Source organism: Vibrio sp. B181a (assembly GCF_030248375.1).
Lineage (GTDB): Bacteria > Pseudomonadota > Gammaproteobacteria > Enterobacterales > Vibrionaceae > Vibrio > Vibrio campbellii.
Window position 1 is genome coordinate 24794 of sequence record NZ_JAHGAD010000050.1, and the last position, 22917, is coordinate 47710.

A 22917-nucleotide genomic window follows, 5' to 3' on the forward strand; every position below is an offset into this window, starting at 1 on the left:
CTTGAGAAATAATGCGTTATTTTCCCATATCCAGACTCCGATGTAATTAGATAACATGACCAGATATGGCTTAAGAGCACGTGTAATTACACTAACTCTCGCTCCCACTCTTATTATTGGTTTATTACTGAGCGGCTTTTTCTCATTCAACCGCTACCAAGACCTAGAGAAACAAGTTATCACCACAGGTAATAGCATTATCGAACCGCTTGCGATTGCCAGTGAAACTCACCTGCTTTCCGAAAGCCGCGAGGCCGTTCGTCGCCTTATCAGTTATGCCCACCGCAAAAACTCGAAACTGGTTCGTAGTATCGCGGTGTTCGATGAAAATCATGAGCTTTTCGTCACTTCTAACTTCCATCCCAATTTTGAAGCTCTGATGTTCCCGAAGGATAAACCGATCCCTCAGTTAGGAGACTCGGAAATCTTCGATAACTCGCTTATTCTTCGCGTGCCGATTCTATCTGAAGGTCACTATCTTTCGGAGCTCTCAAATGAGAATCAGGGTACAAAAGCCATCGGCTACATCGCCGTAGAAATGGACCTTTCATCACTTCGATTGCAGCAATACCAAGAAGTGTTCTCTGCGTTCTTGGTGTTGATCCTCGGTCTTGGTCTCGCGAGTGTGTTCGCCTCTCGCCTCATGCATGACGTTACTCAGCCGATCACCCACATGAAGAATGTTGTGGACCGCATTCGTCGTGGTCACCTTGATGTGCGTATCGAAGGCAAAATGCACGGTGAGTTGGACCAACTGAAAAACGGTATCAACGCCATGGCGGTCTCGCTTTCGGAATACCACGTTGAGATGCAGCACAGTATAGACCAAGCGACATCAGACTTGCGTGAGACTCTGGAACAGCTAGAGATTCAGAACGTGGAGTTGGACATCGCGAAGAAGCGTGCCCAAGAAGCAGCCCGTGTGAAGTCTGAATTCTTGGCGAACATGTCTCACGAGCTTCGTACCCCATTGAATGGCGTAATTGGCTTTACCCGCCAGATGCTGAAAACACAGCTATCGAACAGTCAAACGGATTACTTGCAGACGATTGAGAAGTCGGCGAACAACCTACTGAACATCATCAATGACATCCTCGACTTCTCGAAACTGGAAGCCGGTAAGCTAGCACTGGAAAACATTCCGTTTGAATTCCGTGAAAGCTTAGAAGAAGTAATCAACCTACAAGCCACCAGCGCGCATGAGAAAGGTTTGGAAATCACCTTGAAAGTGGATCCGAAGATCCCGCAAGGCTTGGTGGGTGACCCGCTTCGTATCCAACAAATCCTTACTAACTTGGTCGGCAACTCCATCAAATTTACTGAGCGCGGTAATATCGACATCAGCGTTGAGATGCGCTCACAATCTGGTGATTCGGTCGAACTGCAATTCATGGTGCGCGATACGGGGATTGGTATCTCCGAACGTCAGCAAGCGCAGTTGTTCCAAGCATTTAGCCAAGCGGATGCGAGTATCTCACGTCGCTATGGTGGTACAGGTCTGGGTCTGGTTATCACTCAGAAACTGGTAAGCCAGATGGGCGGCGAAATCAGTCTAACCAGTCGCCTACACCAAGGTTCTACCTTCTGGTTTACGGTTCGCTTGCACTCAACTGAAATGCCAATGAGCGATCTGATTGAAGTCGAACTACTAACTGGTAAGCAATTGCTGTTGGTTGAACCTAACATGCAAGCGGCGTCAGTGACACAGCAGATCCTGAGCCAAGAAGGCATTCTGGTGACCTACCGCTCTTCGTTGCCAGAAAACGACGAGAACTACGACTACGTATTGTTGAACTTGGCTGCCAACCAAACCTACGATGATCAATCAGTAGCAGCTTGGATTGAGCAAGCCAAACGCATGGCGCCGAGTGTGATCATGGGTACGCCGAGTACCGAACTGGCACTGGCAGATCAAGTGATGAACGACCATCAGATCCAATGTCTGACCAAGCCATTATCGCGTCGCAAGCTTCTACAAAGTCTGATCACAGATCATATCGAAACGCCTCAAGCAGTAATTGCACCAATTGAGCCAGTGGTGAACGAGCGCTTACCACTGACGGTGCTTGCGGTTGATGATAACCCTGCCAACTTGAAACTGATCTCTGCGCTACTTAAAGAGCGTGTAGAAACGGTAACGGCGTGCAGCAATGGTCAACAAGCAGTGAATCTCGCGACTGAGAAAAAATACGACCTGATCTTCATGGACATTCAAATGCCATTGATGGACGGCGTGACCGCTTGTCAGCATATTAAAGAGCTAGAGCTGAACAAAGACACCCCAGTGATTGCGGTGACCGCGCATGCCATGGCGGGCGAGCGTGACCGACTACTGGCAGCGGGTATGGATGACTACCTAACCAAACCAATTGAAGAGCATGTGCTGCAACAAGTTTTGGTTCATTGGAACCCAAATACTTGTACTGAAAGTGTCGACAAAATTGCGCCATCCTATGTCGAACCTGTTGTGGAAACTGCGCCATCAGCACCAGAAAAACCACAGCAAGATGTCATCATCGACTGGCAAGCGGCATTGAAGCAAAGTGCCAACAAGGAAGACTTGGCCAAAGACATGCTGCGCATGCTGATTGATTTTATTCCTGAAGTGGAAGAAGTGGTCGATCAAGCATTAGAACAAGAAGACTTCTCGCGTGATGACCTTATCCATGTGGTACATAAACTTCACGGCAGCAGCTCTTACTGTGGCGTACCGAGATTAAAGTCTCTGTGTGCAACTTTGGAACAAGCACTGCGTTCGGGCGCTGACATCGAAGACATCGAACCGGAAATGTTCGAACTGCAAGATGAGATGATTAAAGTCACCACGACGGCGAAACTCTATCTTGAGCAGTAGAGAATAACGTAGTAAATCATAGACATAAAAAAGCCAGAGCATCGACTCTGGCTTTTTTGTATTCGGTTGTTAATCCGTAATCAGGTTAAGTTAGGATTCAAAAATCACCGTCGCAACCGCGTAATGACGTTCATCCGAAATCGACAGATGAACATGATTAACGCCCATCGACTCGGCGATTTGCTTCGCCACACCGGATAAGGTCAATACCGGTTTACCAAACTCATCATTCGAAACTGTAAAATCATGAAAGGTCACGCCTTTTGCGATGCCAGTTCCTAACGCTTTTGAGGCCGCCTCTTTTACTGCGAAACGCTTCGCGAGGTAGCGCCCTTTTTGCTTCAGTTCGGCAAACTTTACCATTTCATCTTGCGACAAAATGCGCTTTGCGAAGGGTTCACCCGTACGACTGAGCGCTTTTTCAATGCGCTCAATCTCTGCGATGTCAGTACCTAATCCTAAAATTGCCATGCTTAAATCTGATTACTTACGAGCCGCAACCATGATGGCTTTCATTTCTGCCACAGATTTTTCTAGACCATCGAAAACCGCACGACCAATGATCGAGTGACCGATGTTTAGCTCGTAAATTTCTGGCAGAGCCGCGATAGGTGCAACGTTGTGGTAAGTCAGGCCATGACCTGCGTTTACGATGATACCTAGATCGTCAGCGTAGCTTGCGCCTGCTGCGATCTTCTTCAGCTCATCTTGCTGATCTTCTTCTGTTGTCGCGTCTGCATAGTGACCAGTGTGAAGCTCAATGTAAGGTGCGCCACAAGCTTTTGCCGCATCGATCTGTTGACGGTCTGCATCGATAAACAGAGATACTTTGATGCCCGCTTCGGTTAGCTTTTGCGTTGCCGCTTTCACTTTCTCAAGCTGACCAACAACATCCAGACCACCTTCTGTTGTCAACTCTTCACGTTTTTCAGGAACCAGACAAACGAACTCAGGCTTAGTTTGTAGCGCAATCTCAACCATCTCATCCGTTACTGCCATTTCAAGGTTCATACGAGTTTGAATGGTTTCACGTAGGATACGTACGTCACGATCTAAAATGTGGCGACGGTCTTCACGTAGGTGGATGGTAATACCGTCAGCACCGGCACGCTCTGCGATCTCAGCAGCATGAACTGGATCTGGGTATTTAGTACCACGTGCATTACGTAGAGTGGCAATATGGTCGATATTAACGCCTAAGTAGATTGAGCTCATTTTCCGTTACTCCGTGCTCGATATGTCTGAATGAATAATTCGCGACTTTTTAAAGGTTTGCCGCCAAGATACGGCTTTAATGCCATACGTGTAAAGCGTTTCGCCGCTTTTAATTGCTCTTTAGTGACGAATCGCCGCTCACTGATTGCAATCAATTCATTCCCTAGAAATGTTAGGTTGTCGCGCCTTACCGAAGCGATGAATCCCTTTTGTTCACGATAACGGTAAGTCATCTCAGGATCGACAGGCTCACCCGTTCCGGCACAATGCAAGAAATCGACGCCATAGCCCATTGAAGACAGGAGGGCTAATTCAAAGCGACGTAATCCCGGTTCAGGGTTATCACTCTGAGCCAATTCCGTTAGTGCATGCAGGTAATCATGAAACAGCGCAGGCATCGGCACTTCCGCCATTAACACGCGCCCGACTAATTCATTTACGTACATTGCGGAGTAAAGGTTTATCCCGAACAACGGCAAACCCAAACTGATTGGCTCAGCCTGACGTAAGGTTTTCATAGAACCTTTGCCAGACCATTTCAGCAACAGTGGCGTGAAGGGCTGTAATGCCCCTTTAAGATTAGAGCGTTTGCTGCGCGCGCCTTTCGCCATCAAAGTGATACGACCATACTCCTCGCTGAATACATCAAGGATCAAGCTCGATTCACTGTAAGGGCGTCGGTGCAATACAAAGCAGCGCTGGAAGCCTTCTGAAGACTGGTTGCTCATTTCAATCAGTGTGCCTAAGTCGGTAATAAAAAATAAGGAGCCAAGCGGCTCCTTATTTTAATCGATATTATATTTTAGTCGATGTTGGAACGAAGTGTCTTCGTTACCAAACTTACAAGCAACTAAACTTATAGGTCGTCGATGTAACCCAGTGAGCGCAGTGCACGTTCGTCGTCTGCCCAACCAGATTTCACTTTTACCCAAGTCTCTAGGTAAACCTTACGACCGAATAGCTCTTCCATATCTAGGCGCGCTTCACGACCAATCGTTTTGATCTTCTCGCCGCCTTTACCAATCACCATTTTCTTCTGACCATTACGTTCAACAAGAATTAGGGCGTTGATATGGAAACCGTCGGTTTCTGGGTTATAGTCGAAGCGCTCAATCTCAACTGTTACTGAGTATGGCAGCTCATCGCCCGTGAAGCGCATTAACTTCTCACGTACGATTTCTGATGCCATGAAACGCTGAGAGCGGTCCGTCACGTATTCTTCTGGGAAGTGATGCGTTGCTTTCGGTAGGTGATCGCGTACGTGCTTGCGCAGTACTTCAATGTTCTTACCGTGTTTTGCAGAGATTGGCACAACGTCAACGAAGTCCATCTTCTTCGACATGTCCATCATATGCAGCATCACTTCGTTACGATCTTGCACGTTGTCTACTTTGTTCACACAAAGCACAACTGGGAAGTTCGACTTCTGAAGCTTAGTCAAGACCATCTCGTCGTCGTTCGTCCAGTGCGTACCATCCACCAAGAAGAACACTAGGTTCACATCACTTAGAGATGAGTTTGCCGCACGGTTCATCAAACGGTTGATGGCACGTTTTTCTTCAATGTGAAGTCCCGGTGTATCTACGTAGATCGCTTGGTAATCGCCGTCTGTGTCCACACCCATGATGCGGTGACGAGTCGTTTGCGGTTTACGAGACGTGATCGAAATCTTCTGACCCAAGATTTTATTCAGAAGTGTCGACTTACCTACGTTTGGACGACCAACAATCGCAATGAAGCCACAGTGTTGGTTTTCTGGTGAACTTACTTCACCGTGTGATGCGAAAAACGCATCGATATCGAATTCGTTATCAGCCATTCGTTAATTGCTCAAGTGCCGTTTCTGCAGCCGCTTGTTCTGCCTTGCGGCGGCTGGTGCCTTTACCGATTACAGGCTTATCCACACCTGCTACGTCACACTCAACCGTGAACTCTTGGTTGTGCGCTTCACCTTTAATATTAGTCACTGTGTAGACAGGCAGCGGTTTTCTTCTGCCTTGCAGGAACTCTTGTAGGCGAGTTTTTGGATCTTTTTGTGATACGCCAGGCTTGATCGCCTCAAGACGCGAGTTGTACCAACTCAGTACAATACCGCGAACTTGTTCAATATCACTATCAAGGTAAATCGCACCAATAATGGCTTCTACCGCATCGGCTAGAATAGAGTCTCGGCGGAAACCGCCACTCTTCAATTCACCTGGACCTAATTTTAAATAATCTCCTAGATCGAATTCACGACCCAGTTCCGCCAATGTGTGCCCACGAACCAAGGTCGCGCGCATACGGCTCATGTCACCTTCGTTCACTTTCGGGAAACGATGGTACAGATCATCAGCGATGACAAAACTTAAAATTGAATCGCCCAGAAACTCAAGACGTTCATTGTGCTTACTGTTGGCGCTGCGGTGAGTCAGCGCCAAGTTGATAAGCCCAGCATCCTTAAATTGGTAGCCGAGCTTTCTCTCTAGTTTCTCAATTGGAGAATTCATACTCTCTCGATATTTGAATGGTTAGTGAATACCACCGATGCGGTTGAAACGCACACCAGTTGGAATCCATGAAGGTAGAACGCTGTCTGCGCCACGATCAAACTCGAAGCTGATCCAGATCGCAACAGCTTTACCGACTAAGTTTGCTTCTGGAACAAAGCCCCAGTAACGGCTGTCTGCACTGTTGTCACGGTTATCACCCATAACAAAGTACTGACCTTGTGGTACAACCCACTCGTTAACACCTGGACGTGGCTGGTAGTTCTGCACACGATCACGAGCGAGTGGATTCACCAGAATTTGGTGTTCAACCTCACCCAATTTTTCATTCATCTGAATCAGAGGAATGCCATTTTGGATGAATGGGCTTTCTTCAACATTGCTCAACTTAACTGGCTTACAAGTTGATTCACCTTTCGACTGAATACAAACTTGCTTATCCGCAGAGTAACGAACAGTATCACCTGGCAAACCAACCACACGCTTAATGTAGTCAATGTTTGGCTGAGGTGGGTATTTGAATACTACGATGTCGCCACGTTCTGGCTTGCCAGTTTCCACTAGCTGAGTGCGCCATACTGGATCTTTCAATCCGTACGCGTATTTCTCCACCAAAATGAAATCACCCACTAATAGGGTTGGCATCATTGAGCCTGAAGGGATTTGGAACGGTTCATAGATAAAAGAACGTAATACCAATACGAATGCAATCACTGGGAAGATAGACACACTGTTCTCTACCCACCACGGTTGGCTTTCTACTTTTTGTAGCGTCACCGCATCCAGACCATTTGCTGTTTGCGCTTGGATCTCCGCTACTTTCGCTTGACGTTTTTTCGCAAACACGAGCTTTTCTAGTAGCCAAACTACGCCAGTTACCAAAGTCACGATAACTAGAATCAGTGAGAATGTATTCGCCATTAAATTCCCTTATCTAAAAATACGAAAGTGAAAGAGCCGAAACCCTTTCACTTATTTTACTATCTAACGTCTTATGACAGACAAGAGTACGAGATAGTTCAACTCTAGTCTTTACCAACGTGAAGAATTGCTAGGAACGCTTCTTGAGGCAGCTCTACGTTACCGATCTGCTTCATACGTTTCTTACCTTCTTTCTGTTTCTTCAGAAGTTTCTTCTTACGGCTCACGTCACCACCGTAACATTTCGCGATTACGTTCTTACGTAGCTGTTTCACTGTAGAACGCGCGATGATGTGGTTACCGATAGCCGCTTGGATCGCGATGTCGAACATCTGACGAGGAATGAACTCTTTCATTTTCTCAACAAGCTGACGACCACGAGTCTGAGACTGATCTTTGTGCGTAATCAGCGCTAGCGCATCCACTTTGTCGCCGTTCAGTAGTACGTCTACACGTACCATGTTCGATGCTTCAAAGCGTTGGAAGTTGTAATCCAGAGACGCGTAGCCACGTGATGTCGACTTCAGACGGTCGAAGAAGTCCAGTACTACTTCTGCCATTGGGATGTCGTAAGTGATCGCAACTTGGTTACCGTGGTAAACCATGTCCACCTGAACGCCACGCTTCTCAACACATAGTGTGATTACGTTACCTAGGTAGTCCGCTGGTACTAGGATGTTACAGCGCGCGATAGGCTCACGGATCTCTTCAATGTCGTTAACCGCTGGCAGTTTTGCAGGGCTATCAACGTACATTGTCTCACCGTTAGTTTGCTCTACTTCGTAAACTACCGTTGGTGCCGTTGTAATTAGGTCGAGGTCGTATTCACGCTCTAGACGCTCTTGGATGATTTCCATGTGCAGCATGCCTAGGAAACCACAACGGAAACCAAAGCCCAGTGCTGCTGAGTTTTCTGGCTCGTAGAATAGCGATGCATCGTTTAGGCTAAGTTTACCTAGTGCGTCACGGAAGTTTTCATAATCATCAGAAGATACTGGGAATAGACCCGCGTATACCTGAGGTTTTACTTTCTTAAAGCCTGGAAGTGGCTTCTCGCTGCCGTTTTTCGCCAGTGTCAACGTATCACCTACTGGTGCGCCTAGGATGTCTTTGATACCACAAACTACCCAGCCTACTTCGCCAGTACGCAGAACATCAGTGTCCACTTGCTTAGGCGTGAAGATACCTAGACGGTCCACACCCCAAGTTTGACCTGTGCTCATTACTTTGATCTTGTCGTTTTTCTTCAGTGAGCCGTTTTTAATACGAACCAAAGAAACAACGCCAAGGTAGTTATCGAACCATGAGTCGATGATCAGCGCTTGAAGTGGCGCATCTGGATCACCTTCTGGTGCTGGAATTGCTGATACGATGTTTTCTAGAACATCATCTACACCGATACCTGTCTTTGCAGAACAGCGGGTAGCTTCCATTGCATCAATACCAACGATTTCTTCAATTTCTTCCGCTACACGCTCAGGATCAGCAGCTGGTAGGTCAATCTTGTTTAGGATTGGCACAACCTCAAGATCCATTTCGATCGCGGTGTAACAGTTAGCTAGCGTTTGAGCCTCTACACCCTGACCTGCGTCAACCACCAGTAGCGCACCTTCACAAGCGGCTAGAGAACGTGATACTTCGTACGCAAAGTCAACGTGTCCCGGAGTATCGATGAAGTTCAACTGGTACGTTTCGCCGTCTTTAGCGGTGTAGTTCAGCGTCACACTCTGAGATTTGATGGTGATACCGCGCTCACGTTCAAGATCCATTGAATCCAGAACCTGTGCGGCCATTTCACGATCGCTTAATCCACCACAAACTTGGATTAGACGGTCAGATAGGGTCGACTTACCATGGTCGATGTGGGCGATAATCGAAAAGTTACGAATGTGCTTCATAGATTTAGGGTGACTAACTCTTTACAAATAGGGACAGTAAGAAAGCCGTCAGTTGACGGCATTTCAATCAAGTTGGCAGATTCTACCCAATTTCGTTAACGGGCGCACCTTATTTAAAGTCTAGAACTTATTGAATAGGTTCACCGAGAACTCGAATAAGGGTGACTTGGCGCTTTGACTCATCTTCAAGCGGGCGTGACACACGTTTTGCGAGCCACATACCACCAGCCGCAAACAACACCGAGGATAGGATAGTAATACCCTCACCACCAGCCGTTAAAGGTGCAAGCAGGAAGTTGCCAATCACGGCACCGAGAATCAAACCAAACAGAGGAAGAAGGTAGACCGCCATAGCAGACTTGATCAGGCTTGATTCAGGAAAACCGATTTCCACGACTTGACCAACTTTGACGGATTTTGGAGTACGCAAATGCCACGACAGCGTTTTGTTACCAATCGCTTTAGTAACCACGCCTGTGCCGCAACTTTTTTGCGATGAACAGCTGCTGCAACTGGTTTGTTGCTCACAGCTGAGATCGACATCGTATTGCTGACCGTGACGGTGAACACCCGTCACGGTAGCCAATGCAGTCATCATTGCACTTCACTCTTTGTTACATTAAAAGTGACCGATTGTGCGATACGCTGAGCCGTTGCCGGTGGAATATCACCAACGACGGAAATTTCGTGATTGCCGCTTATAAAGCTATGCAATGTGCGACGACCTTGACGAACCAGCTGGCCTTTCAACGAGTGCTCGTCTTTGTTCGCTACGTACACAGAGAAACTAAATAGTCCATCAGAGTACAGTTGGCTTTCTACCATTTGGTCGGTCACTGCCATACGGTAGCGATTCAGTTCATTTGGATGGAAACCTTCAGGCGTCCACCCTACATTCCAGTTACTCGTTCCAATATCACCTTTTGGCATTGTCAGAACCGCCGGCAACTGAACTTCTTCTAAGCCACTCATCAACTCAGCAATTTTAGGGTTTACTGAGTAAGAGATAGTACGGTACTGCTCAAGCATTTCACCATCGCGGTCAACTAGGTCAGCACGCAGTGGCAAATGGCTCTTCTCATCAATCCACAACACATATGAATAACGCAAGCCATCTTTTGGCACAATGCGCAGTACTTGTGTTGGTACGCCAGCTTCACGCGCACGCCCCACTTTTACGTAGTCGTAGTACAAGTTTAGCTCGTCAATATTGGCATTCAGCATTGGCATGATGGGAGCGACCATTTTACCCGATTCAATGGTAAACGGTTCTGCGCCAGTTTCGATGTAGCTTACTTCAGTGCCGCGACGGATCACTTCACGTACGGGACCACTTAAGTACACAAGGTGTGCGTACTGGTCTTTGTCGTGAGTCGCATGACGATACAGCAAAGGTTCAATGCTGTTCTTTTTGATAAGGATATAAGAGAGCTCGTAGCTTAAATTCTTGCTCGCCTCGCTCATTTGATGCAATAAAGCCTCCGCTGGCTTATCACCAGCAAAGGCTTGCGAAGACATCAGACTGAACAGAGCGCAAGCGCTGATCAGAAATTTTTTCATTCAATATCCGGAGTCAGATGTGCATCTTGCTGAGACGCATCACTGTTAATTCTTAGCTGCAATTCGTAGTCACGAAGCATAGCATGCACGCGTTTGCGTTGCTCTTGCATATTTGCTTCACCAACTGAACGCTCTACGGATTCACGCGTCAAGCTTACTGGTTCAGCACTGCCCGCGAATGGCACAGTCTGAAGTACAGGAAGTTGGTCTGCTTGCGGCGACATTGGGTCGCTACCACCATACTGCTGTACGCCTAGTATCACAACAAGTGATACACACGCAGCAACGGCTACTTGACCAAATTGAGTCAACCATGCAGGCAACTGGCGTTTCGCTTTTTGTGGCTCTGGTTGCGACTCTTTTGGCGCGTCGTTAATTGAAATTACGTTAGCACTGCGCGAATCGATAGCACGATGCACAGGCTCGTCTTCTAACGCTAACGCTACGCTTTCAGCAATATTCCACTCAGGCTTTGCTGGCGCTTCGCCTCGCATCACATCACCAATTAGGTGATAGTTCTGCCAAGCATCACGGCTCTCTTGGTCTTGCTCTAATTCTTGAATTAAAGCCTTATCGACCAATTCTCCATCCATGAGAGCTGAAAGTTTTTCTTTGTCAGCCATTATTTTCACCATAGTTATCACTTGTACTAGCGCTGCAAAAGAGGTTTGATTTTCTTTTCCACCGCCTCACGAGCACGGAAGATACGCGATCGTACCGTTCCCACCGGGCAATCCATTACTTCAGCAATTTCCTCGTAGCTTAAGCCATCAAGCTCACGCAGAGTCATTGCGGTTTTTAAATCTTCAGGTAAGGCTTCGATTGCACTGAACACTACCCGTTGCAATTCTTTGGACAACGTTAAGTTCTCAGGGTTCGAAATTTCTTTAAGTGCATTACCTGTTTCGTAAAATTCAGCTTCTTCAGCATCCACGTCTGTTGCTGGCGGTCTACGACCTTGGGCAACGATGTGATTTTTCGCAGTATTCACAGCAATGCGATACAGCCACGTGTAAAACGCACTTTCCCCACGAAAACTAGGGATAGCTCGGTAAGCCTTGATAAACGCTTCTTGTGCTACATCTGGAACATCGCCAGGATTACTTACGTATCTGGAGATAAGGTTACATACCTTGTTCTGGTACTTTGTTACCAGCAGGTTGAATGCTTGCTTATCGCCATTCTGAACTCGCTCAATCAATACTTGATCGGTCAGCTGCTCGTTCATTCGAGCGGATACTCCTATTTGTTATGCCCCTACTCTTCTCAGATATGGGTACTAATTATGCAAAACGTAGTATTGACACCACTGCTTACTTGAGCACTATTGTGACTCCGACGTGAATGAGAAAGTTCCATGGTTTCTCAAATTTTTTGTCATTGTTTTTTCACAGTGTGATGTCATTAGCCAAATCCCGCTCCTCGTCCGACTTAAGTCTCGTTTTGACAAGCGAGCATACTGATGGGGAAATGGGTATAATGGATGATCTCTGTCCCAGATTGTGCTGGGTAGAGCATAGAAAAGCAATGGCATTGACAAACTATTACTTTTCATTTGCATGGCTAATGGCTATCAGAACATCGCGTTGCAAGCAAAACTCAGGAAGCATCCTCATGCCCAAAGCATGGAAAAACAAGAGTGGCTGAAGTCACCAAAGTAACGCCGATTTCGATACGTCTCCCAACTTAGCCCTTAGCGACGGATGTCGCGTTAATGGAATGCACATGGTGTGCAAAATATACACAAGGTAGCCTTGTTACCTTAGCTTGGGATTGTAAAAGTAATATGAACACAAATCGTGAACATGAATGTGATGTGTTAGTGGTAGGGAGTGGCGCCGCAGGCTTGTCGTTAGCTTTGCGTGTCTCAAACCACTGTAAGGTGATGGTTCTAAGTAAAGGACCACGCAGCGAAGGCGCGACGTTTTACGCGCAAGGTGGTATCGCTGCTGTATTTGATGAGTCGGACACCATTGAGTCTCACGTTGAAGATACGCAAATTGCCGGGGATGGTATCTGTGATGAAGAGACCGTTAAATTCATCGCGGAAAACTCAAAAGAGTGCGTGCAATGGTTGATTGATGGCGGTGTACCATTTGATCGTGAAGACGATGATTCTGACGATGAACCACGCTATCACTTAACTCGCGAAGGCGGTCATAGCCGTCGCCGTATATTGCACGCTGCCGATGCAACTGGCATGGCAATGCAAACCTCTCTACAAGACAACGCACACAGCCACCCAAACATTCATGTTCTTGAACGTCATAATGCTCTGGATTTGATCACCGAAGATAAAATCGGCGGCGACAAAAACAAGATCATTGGTGCTTATATTTGGAACCGCAACGAAGAGCAGGTAGAAACTGTTCGCGCTAAATTTGTTGTACTGGCAACGGGCGGCGCTTCCAAAGTTTACCAATACACGTCTAATCCAGACGTATCATCCGGCGATGGTATTGCAATTGCCTGGCGCGCAGGTTGTCGTGTTGCGAATATGGAATTCAACCAATTCCACCCGACCTGTCTGTTCCACCCAGAAGCGCGCAACTTCTTACTGACAGAAGCATTGCGTGGAGAAGGCGCGTATTTACGTCGTCCTGATGGCTCACGTTTTATGCCGGATTTCGACGAGCGTAAAGAGCTTGCTCCACGTGACGTCGTGGCTCGCGCGATCGACTTCGAAATGAAGCGCTTAGGTGCTGACTGCATGTACCTCGACATCAGCCATAAGCCAGCGGATTTCATTACTAAGCATTTCCCAACCATCTACTCTCGTTTGATGGATTTGGGTATCGACATGACTAAAGAACCGATCCCAATTGTACCAGCAGCGCACTACACGTGCGGTGGCGTCATGGTCGATCAAAACGGTCATACCGACCTGAAGAACCTCTACGCGATTGGTGAAGTGAGCTACACCGGCTTGCACGGTGCGAACCGTATGGCATCGAACTCACTACTTGAGTGTGTGGTTTACGCATGGTCGGCAGCCAAAGACATTCTTAAACATCACAACGAAGTAGAACTAGCACCGCAGGTTCCCTGTTGGGATGAAAGCCAAGTGACCAACAGCGATGAAGAAGTGATCATTCAACATAACTGGCATGAGCTGCGCCTGTTTATGTGGGATTACATGGGCATCGTTCGTACTGATAAGCGCCTTGAACGTGCACTGCGTCGTATCCAGATGCTGCAACAAGAAACGCACGAGTACTACAGCCACTTCCGCGTATCGAACAACTTGCTAGAGCTACGTAACCTGCTGCAAGTCGCTGAGCTGATGGTGCGTTGCGCGATGCAGCGTAAAGAAAGTCGTGGTCTGCACTACACCTTGGATTATCCAAACCAGCTAGAAAATAGTGGTCCAACAATTCTTACACCAAACAAATAGCTCTGGCACTAAACAGTAACCGTCAGATACAAGATCAAATGGGGGCTTCGGCTCCCATTTTCCATTGACGTAATATCAAACACAGTTGGCGATAAGCCACATCCTCACAACTGTCTCGCCAAATTGTCGCACTTTCCCCCGACGTTAATTCAAACGTCACTTTGAACGCCGTAGCCGAAACATCAACGCTAGATAATGTCGAGGTTTGCTTGTCATTACGTACCGTGCCATCACGATGTAAATACCAGCGACCATAAGCAGAAGGCACGACAAAGCCGCCTTGCATTTGGCTGCGGAGAATCAGTAATAACAGATAAGTTGATAAGACGAGTGGGATGTCAGAACAGATAAGCGCCCAAACGCAACCTAGGAGAAGAAGTTGGTTGGCAATTTGGGCGTATAGAGACGTGTTAACCTTGAGATTAACGAACCTTGCTGAGGTTGTGCGCGACAATTTTATCAACCATCGATGCATGACCTAGGTTTTCGCTGCGACCGTGTCCCATTACCCAGGTAAACAGATCTGGATCATCACATTCTAATAGTGAGACAAAATCACGCTGCTCTTGCTCATTCAGTGCATCAAAGCACTCTTCAAAAAACGGCATAATCACCACGTCAAGCTCAAGCATGCCACGACGACAAGCCCATTTAATACGCGCCTTTTCTTCCGCAGTGTACATTCAGTATTCCTTCATAGATGTCTTGTTCTTAGTGCGGAGTGTAACAAGGGATGTGCAACGTCACTAGTGTGCGGGTCACAATATGTAGCCAAGTCGCTGCAAATCCTGAACGCATTTAATAAACAAACGTTCAGCTGCGCTAAACACCTCAAAATCGCGTGGATATATTGAGTGCTGACAAATACCGATTCTGCATTTAACATAGCTGAAAAATATCTTCAAAAGGCATTGTAATCATGGAATGGCAAACTCGCTTTTCACCACTGAACCTATCGACACAAGACGCACTACCTGAGCTGTCTATCTCGCTATTGGATAACCTAGGCATGATCACCATGGTCGGGGATGACAAAAAGTCATACCTACACGGTCAAGTTACTTGTGATGTGGTTTCTCTTGAGAAAGACCAATCAATGTTGGGTGCCCATTGTGATGCGAAAGGTAAAGTGTGGAGCGTCTTCCGCCTATTCCACCATAACGATGGCTACGCAATGGTTCAGCCGAAATCAGCGATTGAAGTGGAACTGAAAGAAATCAAAAAGTACGCGGTGTTCTCTAAAGTGACCATCGAAGAGTCTAGCGACGTTGTGCTAGGTGTCGCTGGTGAGAATGCCGATGCGTTCATCTCAACATTAAATGCTGATTCTGGCGAAGTGCGTACTGTTGAAGGTGGCACTGCAGTCAAAGTGGCTTCAAACCGCTGGTTACTTGCGCTTACAGCTGAAGCAGCACAATCGTTATTAGAAGACAGCCAAGCAACGCTGACTACTCATGAGCTTTGGACTCGTTTCGATATTGAAGCAGCACTACCATACGTGGCAGCAGACGCGCAAAACGAGCACATTCCACAAGCACTAAACGTCCAAGCACTCGGCGGCATCAGCTTTACGAAAGGTTGCTACACAGGTCAAGAAACCGTAGCACGCGCGAAATACCGCGGCACCAACAAACGTGCAATGTACATTGTTAAAGGTGCAACCGCTGAAGCCTTAGGTGAAGGTGCGATTGAACTGGAGCGTAGCGTTGGTGAAAACTGGCGTTCAGTAGGCACATTGCTCACGCATTACCAATTCAGCGACAACCAAGCGATAGGACTCATTGTATTGCCAAACAACCTGGACGATGACACTCGTCTGCGCTTGGTTGCTCAACCAGAGTGTGAATGGGAAATCGCAGCACTGCCGTACAGCCTTGACGATGAGTAATAGCATTCATACTCCTTTGATGCAGTTTTTGGCGGACCAGAACATCGAGTTCCGTCTTCTTCCTCATCAAAGACCAGCAACAACTATTGAGGATGCCGCGCAACAACGCGGCATTCGCCCTTCTCAAATGGTCAAAGCGATTCTTTTGCGCGATATGGGGAACCAATATGCGCTTGCCTGTGCTCCAGGTGATCGTAGCGTTGATCCAAAGAAGGTACGCGCACTACTGCAATGCCGTCGCATGACCTGTGTTGATCAAGCGGACGTAGAAGCGATTACCGGATACAAGATTGGTACTGTCACGCCACTACTTTTAAAACGCTACATGCCGATCGTATTTGACCCAAGTTTGCTTGAAGAAAAAGAAATCACCATTAGCAGCGGAGATCGTATGGCTGGCTTAGCGCTATCCATCGATGATCTCATCCAATTATGCCAACCGACCATGGCTGATATCTGCCGCTAACATGTAATCAAGCGCAGGATTCTCACTCCTGCGTGATCTCACTCATATCTCGCCGATTACATCAAAGAATTTTTAATCATTTTAAAAACATAAATAGTCACACATAAAAAACTCGTATATGCTGAATTTGTTGGTTAAGTTTTCAACAACGACTTAATCAACATAAAGTGAATCAGCTGACTTGTATGACAGCGTTCATTAAGTCAGTCGTCCACTTTTGTGTAATGCATCTGTGACTATTCGCCCGCCGAAGCGGGCTTTTTTTTGCGTGGAACTTTTTCCTTTTTACTTCCTCTAACTCAATGAAAGCAATGCATTTGAGGTTTCAACCTCATCAAAACGAACAAAATGCAATCAATTGAGTAAAAACATTTCGCAAACAATTATTTTCCTTCTATTCTTAATTCTGTAACAAAGCTGTTGCTTAATGCACCAAATAAGAACAGGAGGACTCAAGGACAGGTTCCTTCGACAATGATTTTTTGAGGTAATCCTCACGCTATTTGAGATATGACTCTGTCAATTTGTCTAAGGCAGCACAAATCTCTAAAGCAAAGGAGCTCAACTGCACTTAATACTATTGCTGTCACAATAATTTTTACGTGAGAAACGTAGAATGACTGGGCTAGGTAAGAGATAAGGAAGAGTAAATATGAGACTGTTTAAGCGCTATACACCAGGTATGATTGCTAAACACATAAGTCGTCTTTTTAAGGGAAGAATCTATATTTACGGAGTCGGTAAGTTCGAGTTTGATAACGGAAAATTGATACTGCCAGAGAAAGCTGAGAAGCGTCACTTTCAGGCAGTAAAAGAGATTAACCAAGAGATTATGAAGCTCAGATGCGCATACGCTTAGCTTAAAACATCGATGTAATAAGAAAGGCTGGATTAACCAGCCTTTTTTGTGTCTTTTATTCGCCAAGCGAGAGAGGCGTTTATTGACGCGCCAGTTCCGGCAAGTTGCCTTTCAAACCTAATGCACGTTTCATGATTTCGTCTTTTGCCCCCGGCAACTGTCCTGCTAGGCTCAAACCAATACCACGGACCAGCTTCTTGGCAGGATTCTCCCCAGAGAACAGATCACGGAAGCCTTGCATTGCTGCGATCATCTTCGCCGCTTCAGCTTTACGCCAACGCTCGTAACCACGTAGGTTACGTTTGGTGCCAATGTCCTGCCCTTGTTTCCACAGCGCCAACACTTCTTGCGCTAAGCTCGCGGCATCTAGTAAGCCAAGGTTGACACCCTGCCCCGCCAGCGGATGAATGGTATGGGCAGCATCGCCAACTAACGCCACGCGTTCGACTACAAAGTCTCGCGCATAACGCATCTTAAGTGGGAATGCAGCACGTTCACCAACCACTTCACACAAACCTAAGCGCACATCAAATTCGCTAGTCAGTGATTTATTGAACTCTTGCTCGTTCATCGCCAGCAGTTGCTCTGCACGATTTGGTTCGGTAGACCAAACAATCGAACACATGTGTGGATCAGACATTGGCAGGAAAGCCAATGGACCTTGAGGTGTAAAGATCTGACGAGCAACGCTATTGTGTGGGTCTGCGGTTTTCACGTTCGCAACAAGGGCACTATGACCGTAATCCCAATGCGTTAGTGGGATATCCATTTGGTTACGCAGCCAAGAATTTGCACCATCCGCACCAACAACCAACTTCGCTGTCATAGCTTGACCATTATCGAGCGTTAGCCAGCTTTCTTGCTCACCCACGGCAAGTGTTGCACAACGAGCAGGCATAAACAGCGTCACGTTATCGAGCTTTTGTACTTGCTCTAACAGCGCTAATTGAATCACACGGTTTTCAACGATATGACCGAGATCAGGCTGAGCCATGCTCTGTGCATCAAATGCGATATTAGCGAAGCTGTCTTGCTCCCATACTTCCATCGCATAGTATGGTGAGGCACGACGCTGCTCGACACCTTGCCACGCACCAAGGTTGCGAAGGATGGTTTCACTTGAACGACTTAACGCCGATACGCGAACATCTGGTAGTTCGTTGAGTGTGTCGTTTGGTACTGCACCTTCAATAACGGCCACACGCAGGTCACTGTCCTTAAAAGCGGCAGCTAATGCTAAACCGACCATTCCACCGCCGATGATGGCGATATCTACACTTTGCATCATTGCTATTTGTTACCTAATTCGTTGCCGTTTATCGTTTCACTAAACCAAGTGTATGGCGTAGCAGCGGCTGCTTAAAAGTAGAAAGGTTATCCATCGTTGCGAGGGCAAGATTACGCCCAATTCGCATCGCCGGTAAATCATTTGAGAAAATATGCACGAGAGAGCTGGTTAGCCAAATCGTTTCGCTGCGATCGTCTTCACGGCGTTGGCTAAATCGCATCAGGCCTTGATAACGACCCACGTCTTCAGCTTGCTTAACAACCTCTTCCGCTAAAGATGCCACATCACGAATACCAAGATTGAAGCCTTGCCCTGCAATCGGGTGAAGCGTCTGTGCGGCATTGCCAACAATAGCAAAACGGTGTGAAATGTTTTGCTTACGATGACGAAGAAGAAGCGGATAGCTCGCGCGTTGTCCAACTTTCTGCATCGCACCTAGTCGCCAGCCAAAATCGTTCTGCAAGCGCTCAAGAAACTCTGCATCGGACAAGTTCACCACTGTTTGCGCTTCTTCAGGACGAAGGCACCATACTAACGACATACGGTTGTCACTCATCGGCAGCAGTGCGACTGGACCATTTTCAGTAAAACGTTCAAAAGCACGACCTTGATGAGGCTCTTGCGTCACAATGTTCGCAATCACTGCCACTTGGTCGAAATCATGTTCAGACAACTCTGGGCCGATTTGCTGACAACATTGCGATACTGCCCCATCGGCAGCCACCAGCAATTTAGCTTCAAGCTTTTCACCGCTGCTCAGTTCAATGTGTGCTTTGTCTTGCTCACGCTCGATGTTCGCAACCGAATCAGGGCAAAACAGGGTGATCGCCTCACTCTTATCCAAAAGCTCTTGGTAGACACGGCCAACATCGGCAAGTTCCACTACGTAACCAAGCGCTTCAACGCCAACTTCATGCTTGGTAATTTCGGTCATGCCTGCATGAGAGCGGTCAGAAACATGAATATGTTCAATTGGGGTAGCACAAGGCTCGATGGCAGACCACAACTGTAAGTGACGCAGGATGTTGACCGTGCCGTAGGACAGAGCAATCGAGCGAGAGTCAAACCCAGGATGTTGATCCGATTGGGCTTTAAAAGGCTCGACAACCGCAATTTGCAGTGCGCCTTTGGATAAACGGTCGATTGCCAACGCCAGTGTGGCCCCTGCCATGGCACCACCAGCAATTACAACATCATATTGCCTCATGCTAACCTCTAGAAGCTATTCGATAATGGAGAACGAGTGATTAATGAATCGTTGGTTTGTTTTCGTTGCTTTCAGGACGAGCACCAAACTCTGCATGAATAGTTAATACGCAGGCTTTTACGTGTTCGATTACTTGCTCTAGCAATAGTGCTTGCTCGCCTAGGTCATCATCTTCATCAATGCCCAGCTTGGCGATTTCTTCTAGATCAGTTAATGCTTCTTTCGCATCGTCTGAGGCTTTATCAATTGCAATCCCCGCTAACCCCATACCAGAAATAAAGTGGTTCACAAAGTCAGACACGCCATCAGCTAGAGCAAACAAACCTTCTTCACCCGCTTCATCAGGAAGCAGCAGCGACAATTCCATAGAAGTGCCAGTTAGCTCGTTTACCGTTACTTGGAACACACTTTGTGCCAACCCTAATGCACTTGATGGCCAGCCCATGCCTTCGTTGGTGTAATCAAACAGAATCGGTTGCCAGGTTTGGTCGTTAATCGCCAATCCACCACTTAGCATGCCAACAAGTAGACCGTGCAACTCTGCTGGTGTCACAGCAAGACTTGCGGATTTCAGTTCGGCAGCAATAGATTGGTATTCAGGAAGGGTGATTTCACTCATAATCTTGGCTCATTCTTGCGTAATAATGTATCGACATATCCTACCATCAAGCCTAGTCGGCTGAAACGGCTATCAAATTCAATTTTGGACAGCATTTAGACAATTTGCCCAATTCCTGTGTGATCACTTCACCATTTTTCTTTCTGTGATGGGAAATGCTTGAATCTTAATAGCGCTTTTCCTATAGTTTCCTCCTCGGTAGTTGTATAACGCAACGCCTTAGATAGCGCGAATATAGAGTTTATTCATCATGAGCAATCAAGCGATCGACGTTGAAATCCTTGGCAAAATGACACGAGTCAATTGTCCAGCAGGGCAAGAAGAGTCACTAATTACAGCGGCTAAAGATCTTGATCGTCGATTGAAAGAGATGAGCGAGCGTACTAAGGTAACCAATGAAATTCAGCTACTGACTTTTGCTGCGTTGAACATTTGTTATGAATTGCACACCAAGTCATACGAATCTAACGGTCAGCAACAAGAAATGACTGAGCGAATGGAAAAGCTCACCGCGTCTTTAGAAAGCGCGCTTAGTAAAGTTACGCAAGGACAGCAGTAGATACCAAATTTACCCTGGGGTGTGCGTCAGTTGGATTTAAGTCCCTGAGCCGATAAGCAATACCTAAGGGTTAGTACTTGATAGCTATTGAGCAAGCTTGGCATGCACCGAGAAGCCTACGGTTATCATTGCTGATCCGCCTTGAACCAGCTGGTTCAAGGGCCACAATCCTCAACGGCACCCTGGGGTATCCTCTCTATGTCAGACCTATCTCGACAAGAATTCCGTAAACTTATCCGTGAAAAACGCAATGCGCTGTGTAGTGACACTCAGTTTCAAGCAGGGCTCGATCTGATTCACCAATTTTCACAATTACCGGAAATCAAAACCGCACAACACATTGCCATCTACCTCTCCGCCGATGGCGAGTTAGACACCAAACCTCTAATAGAGTCACTATGGCAGCAAGGTAAGTCGATTTACCTGCCCGTCATCCACCCTTTCTCGAAAGGTCAGTTACTCTTTTTGCAGTATCTCAATGATGATCAGTTGGTGTACAACAAATACGGAATCTTAGAACCTGCGCTGGATATTCGTCACCTCAAACCAGTGCGTGACCTTGATGTTATCTGTACGCCGCTAGTAGGATTCGACAGCGTTGGCCATCGCCTTGGTATGGGCGGAGGCTACTACGACCGGACACTCTCACGCTGGTTTAGTACTGGCGAAGGCGCCAAACCTATCGGTATTGCCCACGATTGTCAGCACGTTGAACGCCTACCTGTTGAAAATTGGGATATTCCATTGCCTAAGATCGTGACTCCAAGCCAAATCTGGCAATGGGAAAAGTAACACTTACCCGCTATAATCACGCCGCAAACGTTAACGAACATCTATTCAGGAGATTGGCATGACTCAAGATGAAATGAAGAAAGCGGCTGGTTGGGCAGCACTTAAGTATGTTGAGAAAGGCAGCATTGTCGGTGTTGGTACTGGCTCTACCGTGAATCACTTCATCGATGCCCTAGGCAGTATCAAAGATGATATCAAGGGTGCAGTGTCTAGCTCTGTAGCTTCAACTGAGCGTCTAAAAGAGCTTGGTATTGAGGTTTATGAGTGTAACGACGTAGCAATGCTAGATATCTACGTTGATGGTGCAGATGAAATCAACGCAGCACGTGAAATGATCAAAGGCGGCGGTGCTGCACTGACTCGTGAAAAGATCGTTGCGGCTATTTCAGAAAAATTCGTATGTATCGTTGACGGCACAAAAGCAGTTGACGTACTTGGCCAGTTCCCACTTCCTGTAGAAGTTATCCCAATGGCGCGTTCTTACGTGGCTCGTGAATTGGTTAAACTGGGCGGTGACCCTGCATACCGTGAAGGCGTAACAACGGACAACGGTAACGTAATCCTAGACGTACACAACATGCAAATCACTAACCCCAAAGAGCTTGAAGACAAGATCAACGGCATTGCAGGTGTGGTAACTGTGGGTCTATTCGCTCACCGTGGTGCTGACGTGGTTATCACTGGCACACCAGAAGGTGCGAAAATAGAAGAATAAATCATTAGATGATTTAAATTTTCTGTTATTTCATTACAGACGGCGCCCTAGGGCGCCGTTTTTTCTTCCTTTTTCTAAGAAAAGCATGCCTTATTCCGTAATTTTCTTACCCAAAGCAAAAATTTTTTGTTACTTTATTGAGCAGAAGACGCACAGGGAAACGTTTGTCTTCCGACAAAACTGTTAATTATCC

The 22917-nt window shown here is 46.9% G+C and carries 24 protein-coding genes and 1 other RNA gene; 9 read left to right on the forward strand and 16 right to left on the reverse strand.

Annotation, left to right across the window (positions count from 1 at the left end; all coding sequences use genetic code 11):
• The first annotated feature begins 55 nt into the window (after window positions 1–55).
• Window positions 56–2854 carry a two-component sensor histidine kinase BarA gene (gene barA / locus KIO97_RS21150; protein ID WP_233969078.1) on the forward strand — a complete coding sequence of 933 codons (2799 nt, stop codon included), beginning with the start codon at window positions 56–58 and terminating at the stop codon, window positions 2852–2854.
• 90 nt (window positions 2855–2944) lie between these two features.
• On the opposite strand, the gene acpS is transcribed toward barA, so the two are convergent.
• From acpS to rpoE, 11 genes are all read right to left on the reverse strand, one after another.
• Window positions 2945–3325 (reverse strand): holo-ACP synthase, encoded by a 381-nt coding sequence (gene acpS, locus KIO97_RS21155; RefSeq protein WP_233969077.1) that lies wholly within the window; start codon window positions 3323–3325, stop codon window positions 2945–2947.
• A gap of 12 nt (window positions 3326–3337) precedes the next feature.
• Window positions 3338–4069, reverse strand: a complete 732-nt coding sequence (pdxJ, locus tag KIO97_RS21160) for a pyridoxine 5'-phosphate synthase (RefSeq protein ID WP_005426507.1) — start codon at window positions 4067–4069, stop codon at window positions 3338–3340.
• Entirely contained in the window at window positions 4066–4797 is a 732-nt protein-coding gene (gene recO, locus KIO97_RS21165) for a DNA repair protein RecO (RefSeq protein ID WP_005426504.1), read from the reverse strand. The genes pdxJ and recO overlap by 4 nt, the downstream gene beginning before the upstream one ends.
• Window positions 4798–4925: 128 nt before the next feature.
• A complete protein-coding gene (era, locus tag KIO97_RS21170) occupies window positions 4926–5888 on the reverse strand; it encodes a GTPase Era (protein WP_005531651.1) in 963 nt (320 codons plus the stop codon).
• The gene (gene rnc, locus KIO97_RS21175; RefSeq protein WP_005449793.1) at window positions 5881–6558 is read right to left on the reverse strand and encodes a ribonuclease III; all 678 of its coding nucleotides are present in this window, start codon (window positions 6556–6558) and stop codon (window positions 5881–5883) included. Before rnc ends, era begins: the two co-directional genes overlap by 8 nt.
• A gap of 21 nt (window positions 6559–6579) precedes the next feature.
• Window positions 6580–7479 carry a signal peptidase I gene (gene lepB, locus KIO97_RS21180; protein WP_005426502.1) on the reverse strand — a complete coding sequence of 300 codons (900 nt, stop codon included), beginning with the start codon at window positions 7477–7479 and terminating at the stop codon, window positions 6580–6582.
• Window positions 7480–7583: 104 nt separating this feature from the next.
• The gene (gene lepA, locus KIO97_RS21185; RefSeq protein WP_045395395.1) at window positions 7584–9377 is read right to left on the reverse strand and encodes a translation elongation factor 4; all 1794 of its coding nucleotides are present in this window, start codon (window positions 9375–9377) and stop codon (window positions 7584–7586) included.
• A 127-nt stretch (window positions 9378–9504) separates the two neighbouring features.
• Entirely contained in the window at window positions 9505–9975 is a 471-nt protein-coding gene (locus tag KIO97_RS21190) for a SoxR reducing system RseC family protein (protein ID WP_045384556.1), read from the reverse strand.
• Window positions 9972–10937, reverse strand: a complete 966-nt coding sequence (gene rseB / locus KIO97_RS21195; RefSeq protein ID WP_005531641.1) for a sigma-E factor regulatory protein RseB — start codon at window positions 10935–10937, stop codon at window positions 9972–9974. Before rseB ends, KIO97_RS21190 begins: the two co-directional genes overlap by 4 nt.
• Window positions 10934–11560, reverse strand: a complete 627-nt coding sequence (locus KIO97_RS21200; protein ID WP_005449785.1) for a sigma-E factor negative regulatory protein — start codon at window positions 11558–11560, stop codon at window positions 10934–10936. The genes rseB and KIO97_RS21200 overlap by 4 nt, the downstream gene beginning before the upstream one ends.
• A gap of 26 nt (window positions 11561–11586) precedes the next feature.
• Window positions 11587–12165 carry an RNA polymerase sigma factor RpoE gene (gene rpoE / locus KIO97_RS21205; RefSeq protein ID WP_005449784.1) on the reverse strand — a complete coding sequence of 193 codons (579 nt, stop codon included), beginning with the start codon at window positions 12163–12165 and terminating at the stop codon, window positions 11587–11589.
• A 558-nt stretch (window positions 12166–12723) separates the two neighbouring features.
• On the opposite strand from rpoE, the gene nadB reads away from it, so the two are divergent.
• Entirely contained in the window at window positions 12724–14331 is a 1608-nt protein-coding gene (gene nadB / locus KIO97_RS21210; protein ID WP_285383860.1) for an L-aspartate oxidase, read from the forward strand.
• 34 nt (window positions 14332–14365) lie between these two features.
• Here the strand turns inward: nadB and KIO97_RS27065 are convergent, their stop codons facing one another.
• Complete coding sequence (locus KIO97_RS27065) at window positions 14366–14806, reverse strand: protein YgfX (RefSeq protein ID WP_318010082.1); 441 nt, start codon at window positions 14804–14806, stop codon at window positions 14366–14368.
• Entirely contained in the window at window positions 14754–15014 is a 261-nt protein-coding gene (locus KIO97_RS21220) for a succinate dehydrogenase assembly factor 2 (RefSeq protein ID WP_005429937.1), read from the reverse strand. The genes KIO97_RS27065 and KIO97_RS21220 overlap by 53 nt, the downstream gene beginning before the upstream one ends.
• 236 nt (window positions 15015–15250) lie before the next feature.
• Here KIO97_RS21220 and ygfZ point away from each other — a divergent pair, with 236 nt between their 5' ends.
• From ygfZ to KIO97_RS21235, 3 genes are all read left to right on the forward strand, one after another.
• A complete protein-coding gene (ygfZ, locus tag KIO97_RS21225) occupies window positions 15251–16219 on the forward strand; it encodes a tRNA-modifying protein YgfZ (RefSeq protein ID WP_285383861.1) in 969 nt (322 codons plus the stop codon).
• Window positions 16212–16685, forward strand: coding sequence for an aminoacyl-tRNA deacylase (locus tag KIO97_RS21230; protein WP_045371788.1), 474 nt, complete (start codon window positions 16212–16214; stop codon window positions 16683–16685). The genes ygfZ and KIO97_RS21230 overlap by 8 nt, the downstream gene beginning before the upstream one ends.
• A 652-nt stretch (window positions 16686–17337) precedes the next feature.
• Window positions 17338–17544 carry a DUF1107 domain-containing protein gene (locus tag KIO97_RS21235; protein WP_005531630.1) on the forward strand — a complete coding sequence of 69 codons (207 nt, stop codon included), beginning with the start codon at window positions 17338–17340 and terminating at the stop codon, window positions 17542–17544.
• Between the two features lie 79 nt (window positions 17545–17623).
• Here KIO97_RS21235 and KIO97_RS21240 read toward each other — a convergent pair whose 3' ends face one another.
• The 3 genes from KIO97_RS21240 to KIO97_RS21250 are packed head-to-tail and all read right to left on the reverse strand — an operon-like array spanning window position 17624 to window position 20658.
• The gene (locus tag KIO97_RS21240) at window positions 17624–18832 is read right to left on the reverse strand and encodes an FAD-dependent 2-octaprenylphenol hydroxylase (RefSeq protein WP_012128926.1); all 1209 of its coding nucleotides are present in this window, start codon (window positions 18830–18832) and stop codon (window positions 17624–17626) included.
• Window positions 18833–18860: 28 nt separating this feature from the next.
• Window positions 18861–20039 (reverse strand): 2-octaprenyl-6-methoxyphenyl hydroxylase, encoded by a 1179-nt coding sequence (gene ubiH, locus KIO97_RS21245; protein WP_285383862.1) that lies wholly within the window; start codon window positions 20037–20039, stop codon window positions 18861–18863.
• A gap of 40 nt (window positions 20040–20079) precedes the next feature.
• On the reverse strand, window positions 20080–20658 hold the full coding sequence (locus KIO97_RS21250) for a YecA family protein (RefSeq protein WP_010650321.1): 579 nt from the start codon (window positions 20656–20658) through the stop codon (window positions 20080–20082).
• A 250-nt stretch (window positions 20659–20908) separates the two neighbouring features.
• Here KIO97_RS21250 and KIO97_RS21255 point away from each other — a divergent pair, with 250 nt between their 5' ends.
• From KIO97_RS21255 to rpiA, 4 genes are all read left to right on the forward strand, one after another.
• Window positions 20909–21217 (forward strand): cell division protein ZapA, encoded by a 309-nt coding sequence (locus tag KIO97_RS21255; protein WP_005531622.1) that lies wholly within the window; start codon window positions 20909–20911, stop codon window positions 21215–21217.
• Window positions 21218–21225: 8 nt separating this feature from the next.
• A non-coding RNA gene (ssrS, locus tag KIO97_RS21260) (6S RNA) lies at window positions 21226–21410 on the forward strand.
• A gap of 5 nt (window positions 21411–21415) precedes the next feature.
• Window positions 21416–22009 (forward strand): 5-formyltetrahydrofolate cyclo-ligase, encoded by a 594-nt coding sequence (locus KIO97_RS21265; RefSeq protein WP_005531620.1) that lies wholly within the window; start codon window positions 21416–21418, stop codon window positions 22007–22009.
• Between the two features lie 58 nt (window positions 22010–22067).
• Window positions 22068–22724: a ribose-5-phosphate isomerase RpiA gene (gene rpiA, locus KIO97_RS21270; RefSeq protein WP_005436473.1), complete on the forward strand. Its 657-nt coding sequence runs from the start codon at window positions 22068–22070 to the stop codon at window positions 22722–22724.
• Window positions 22725–22917 lie beyond the last annotated feature (193 nt).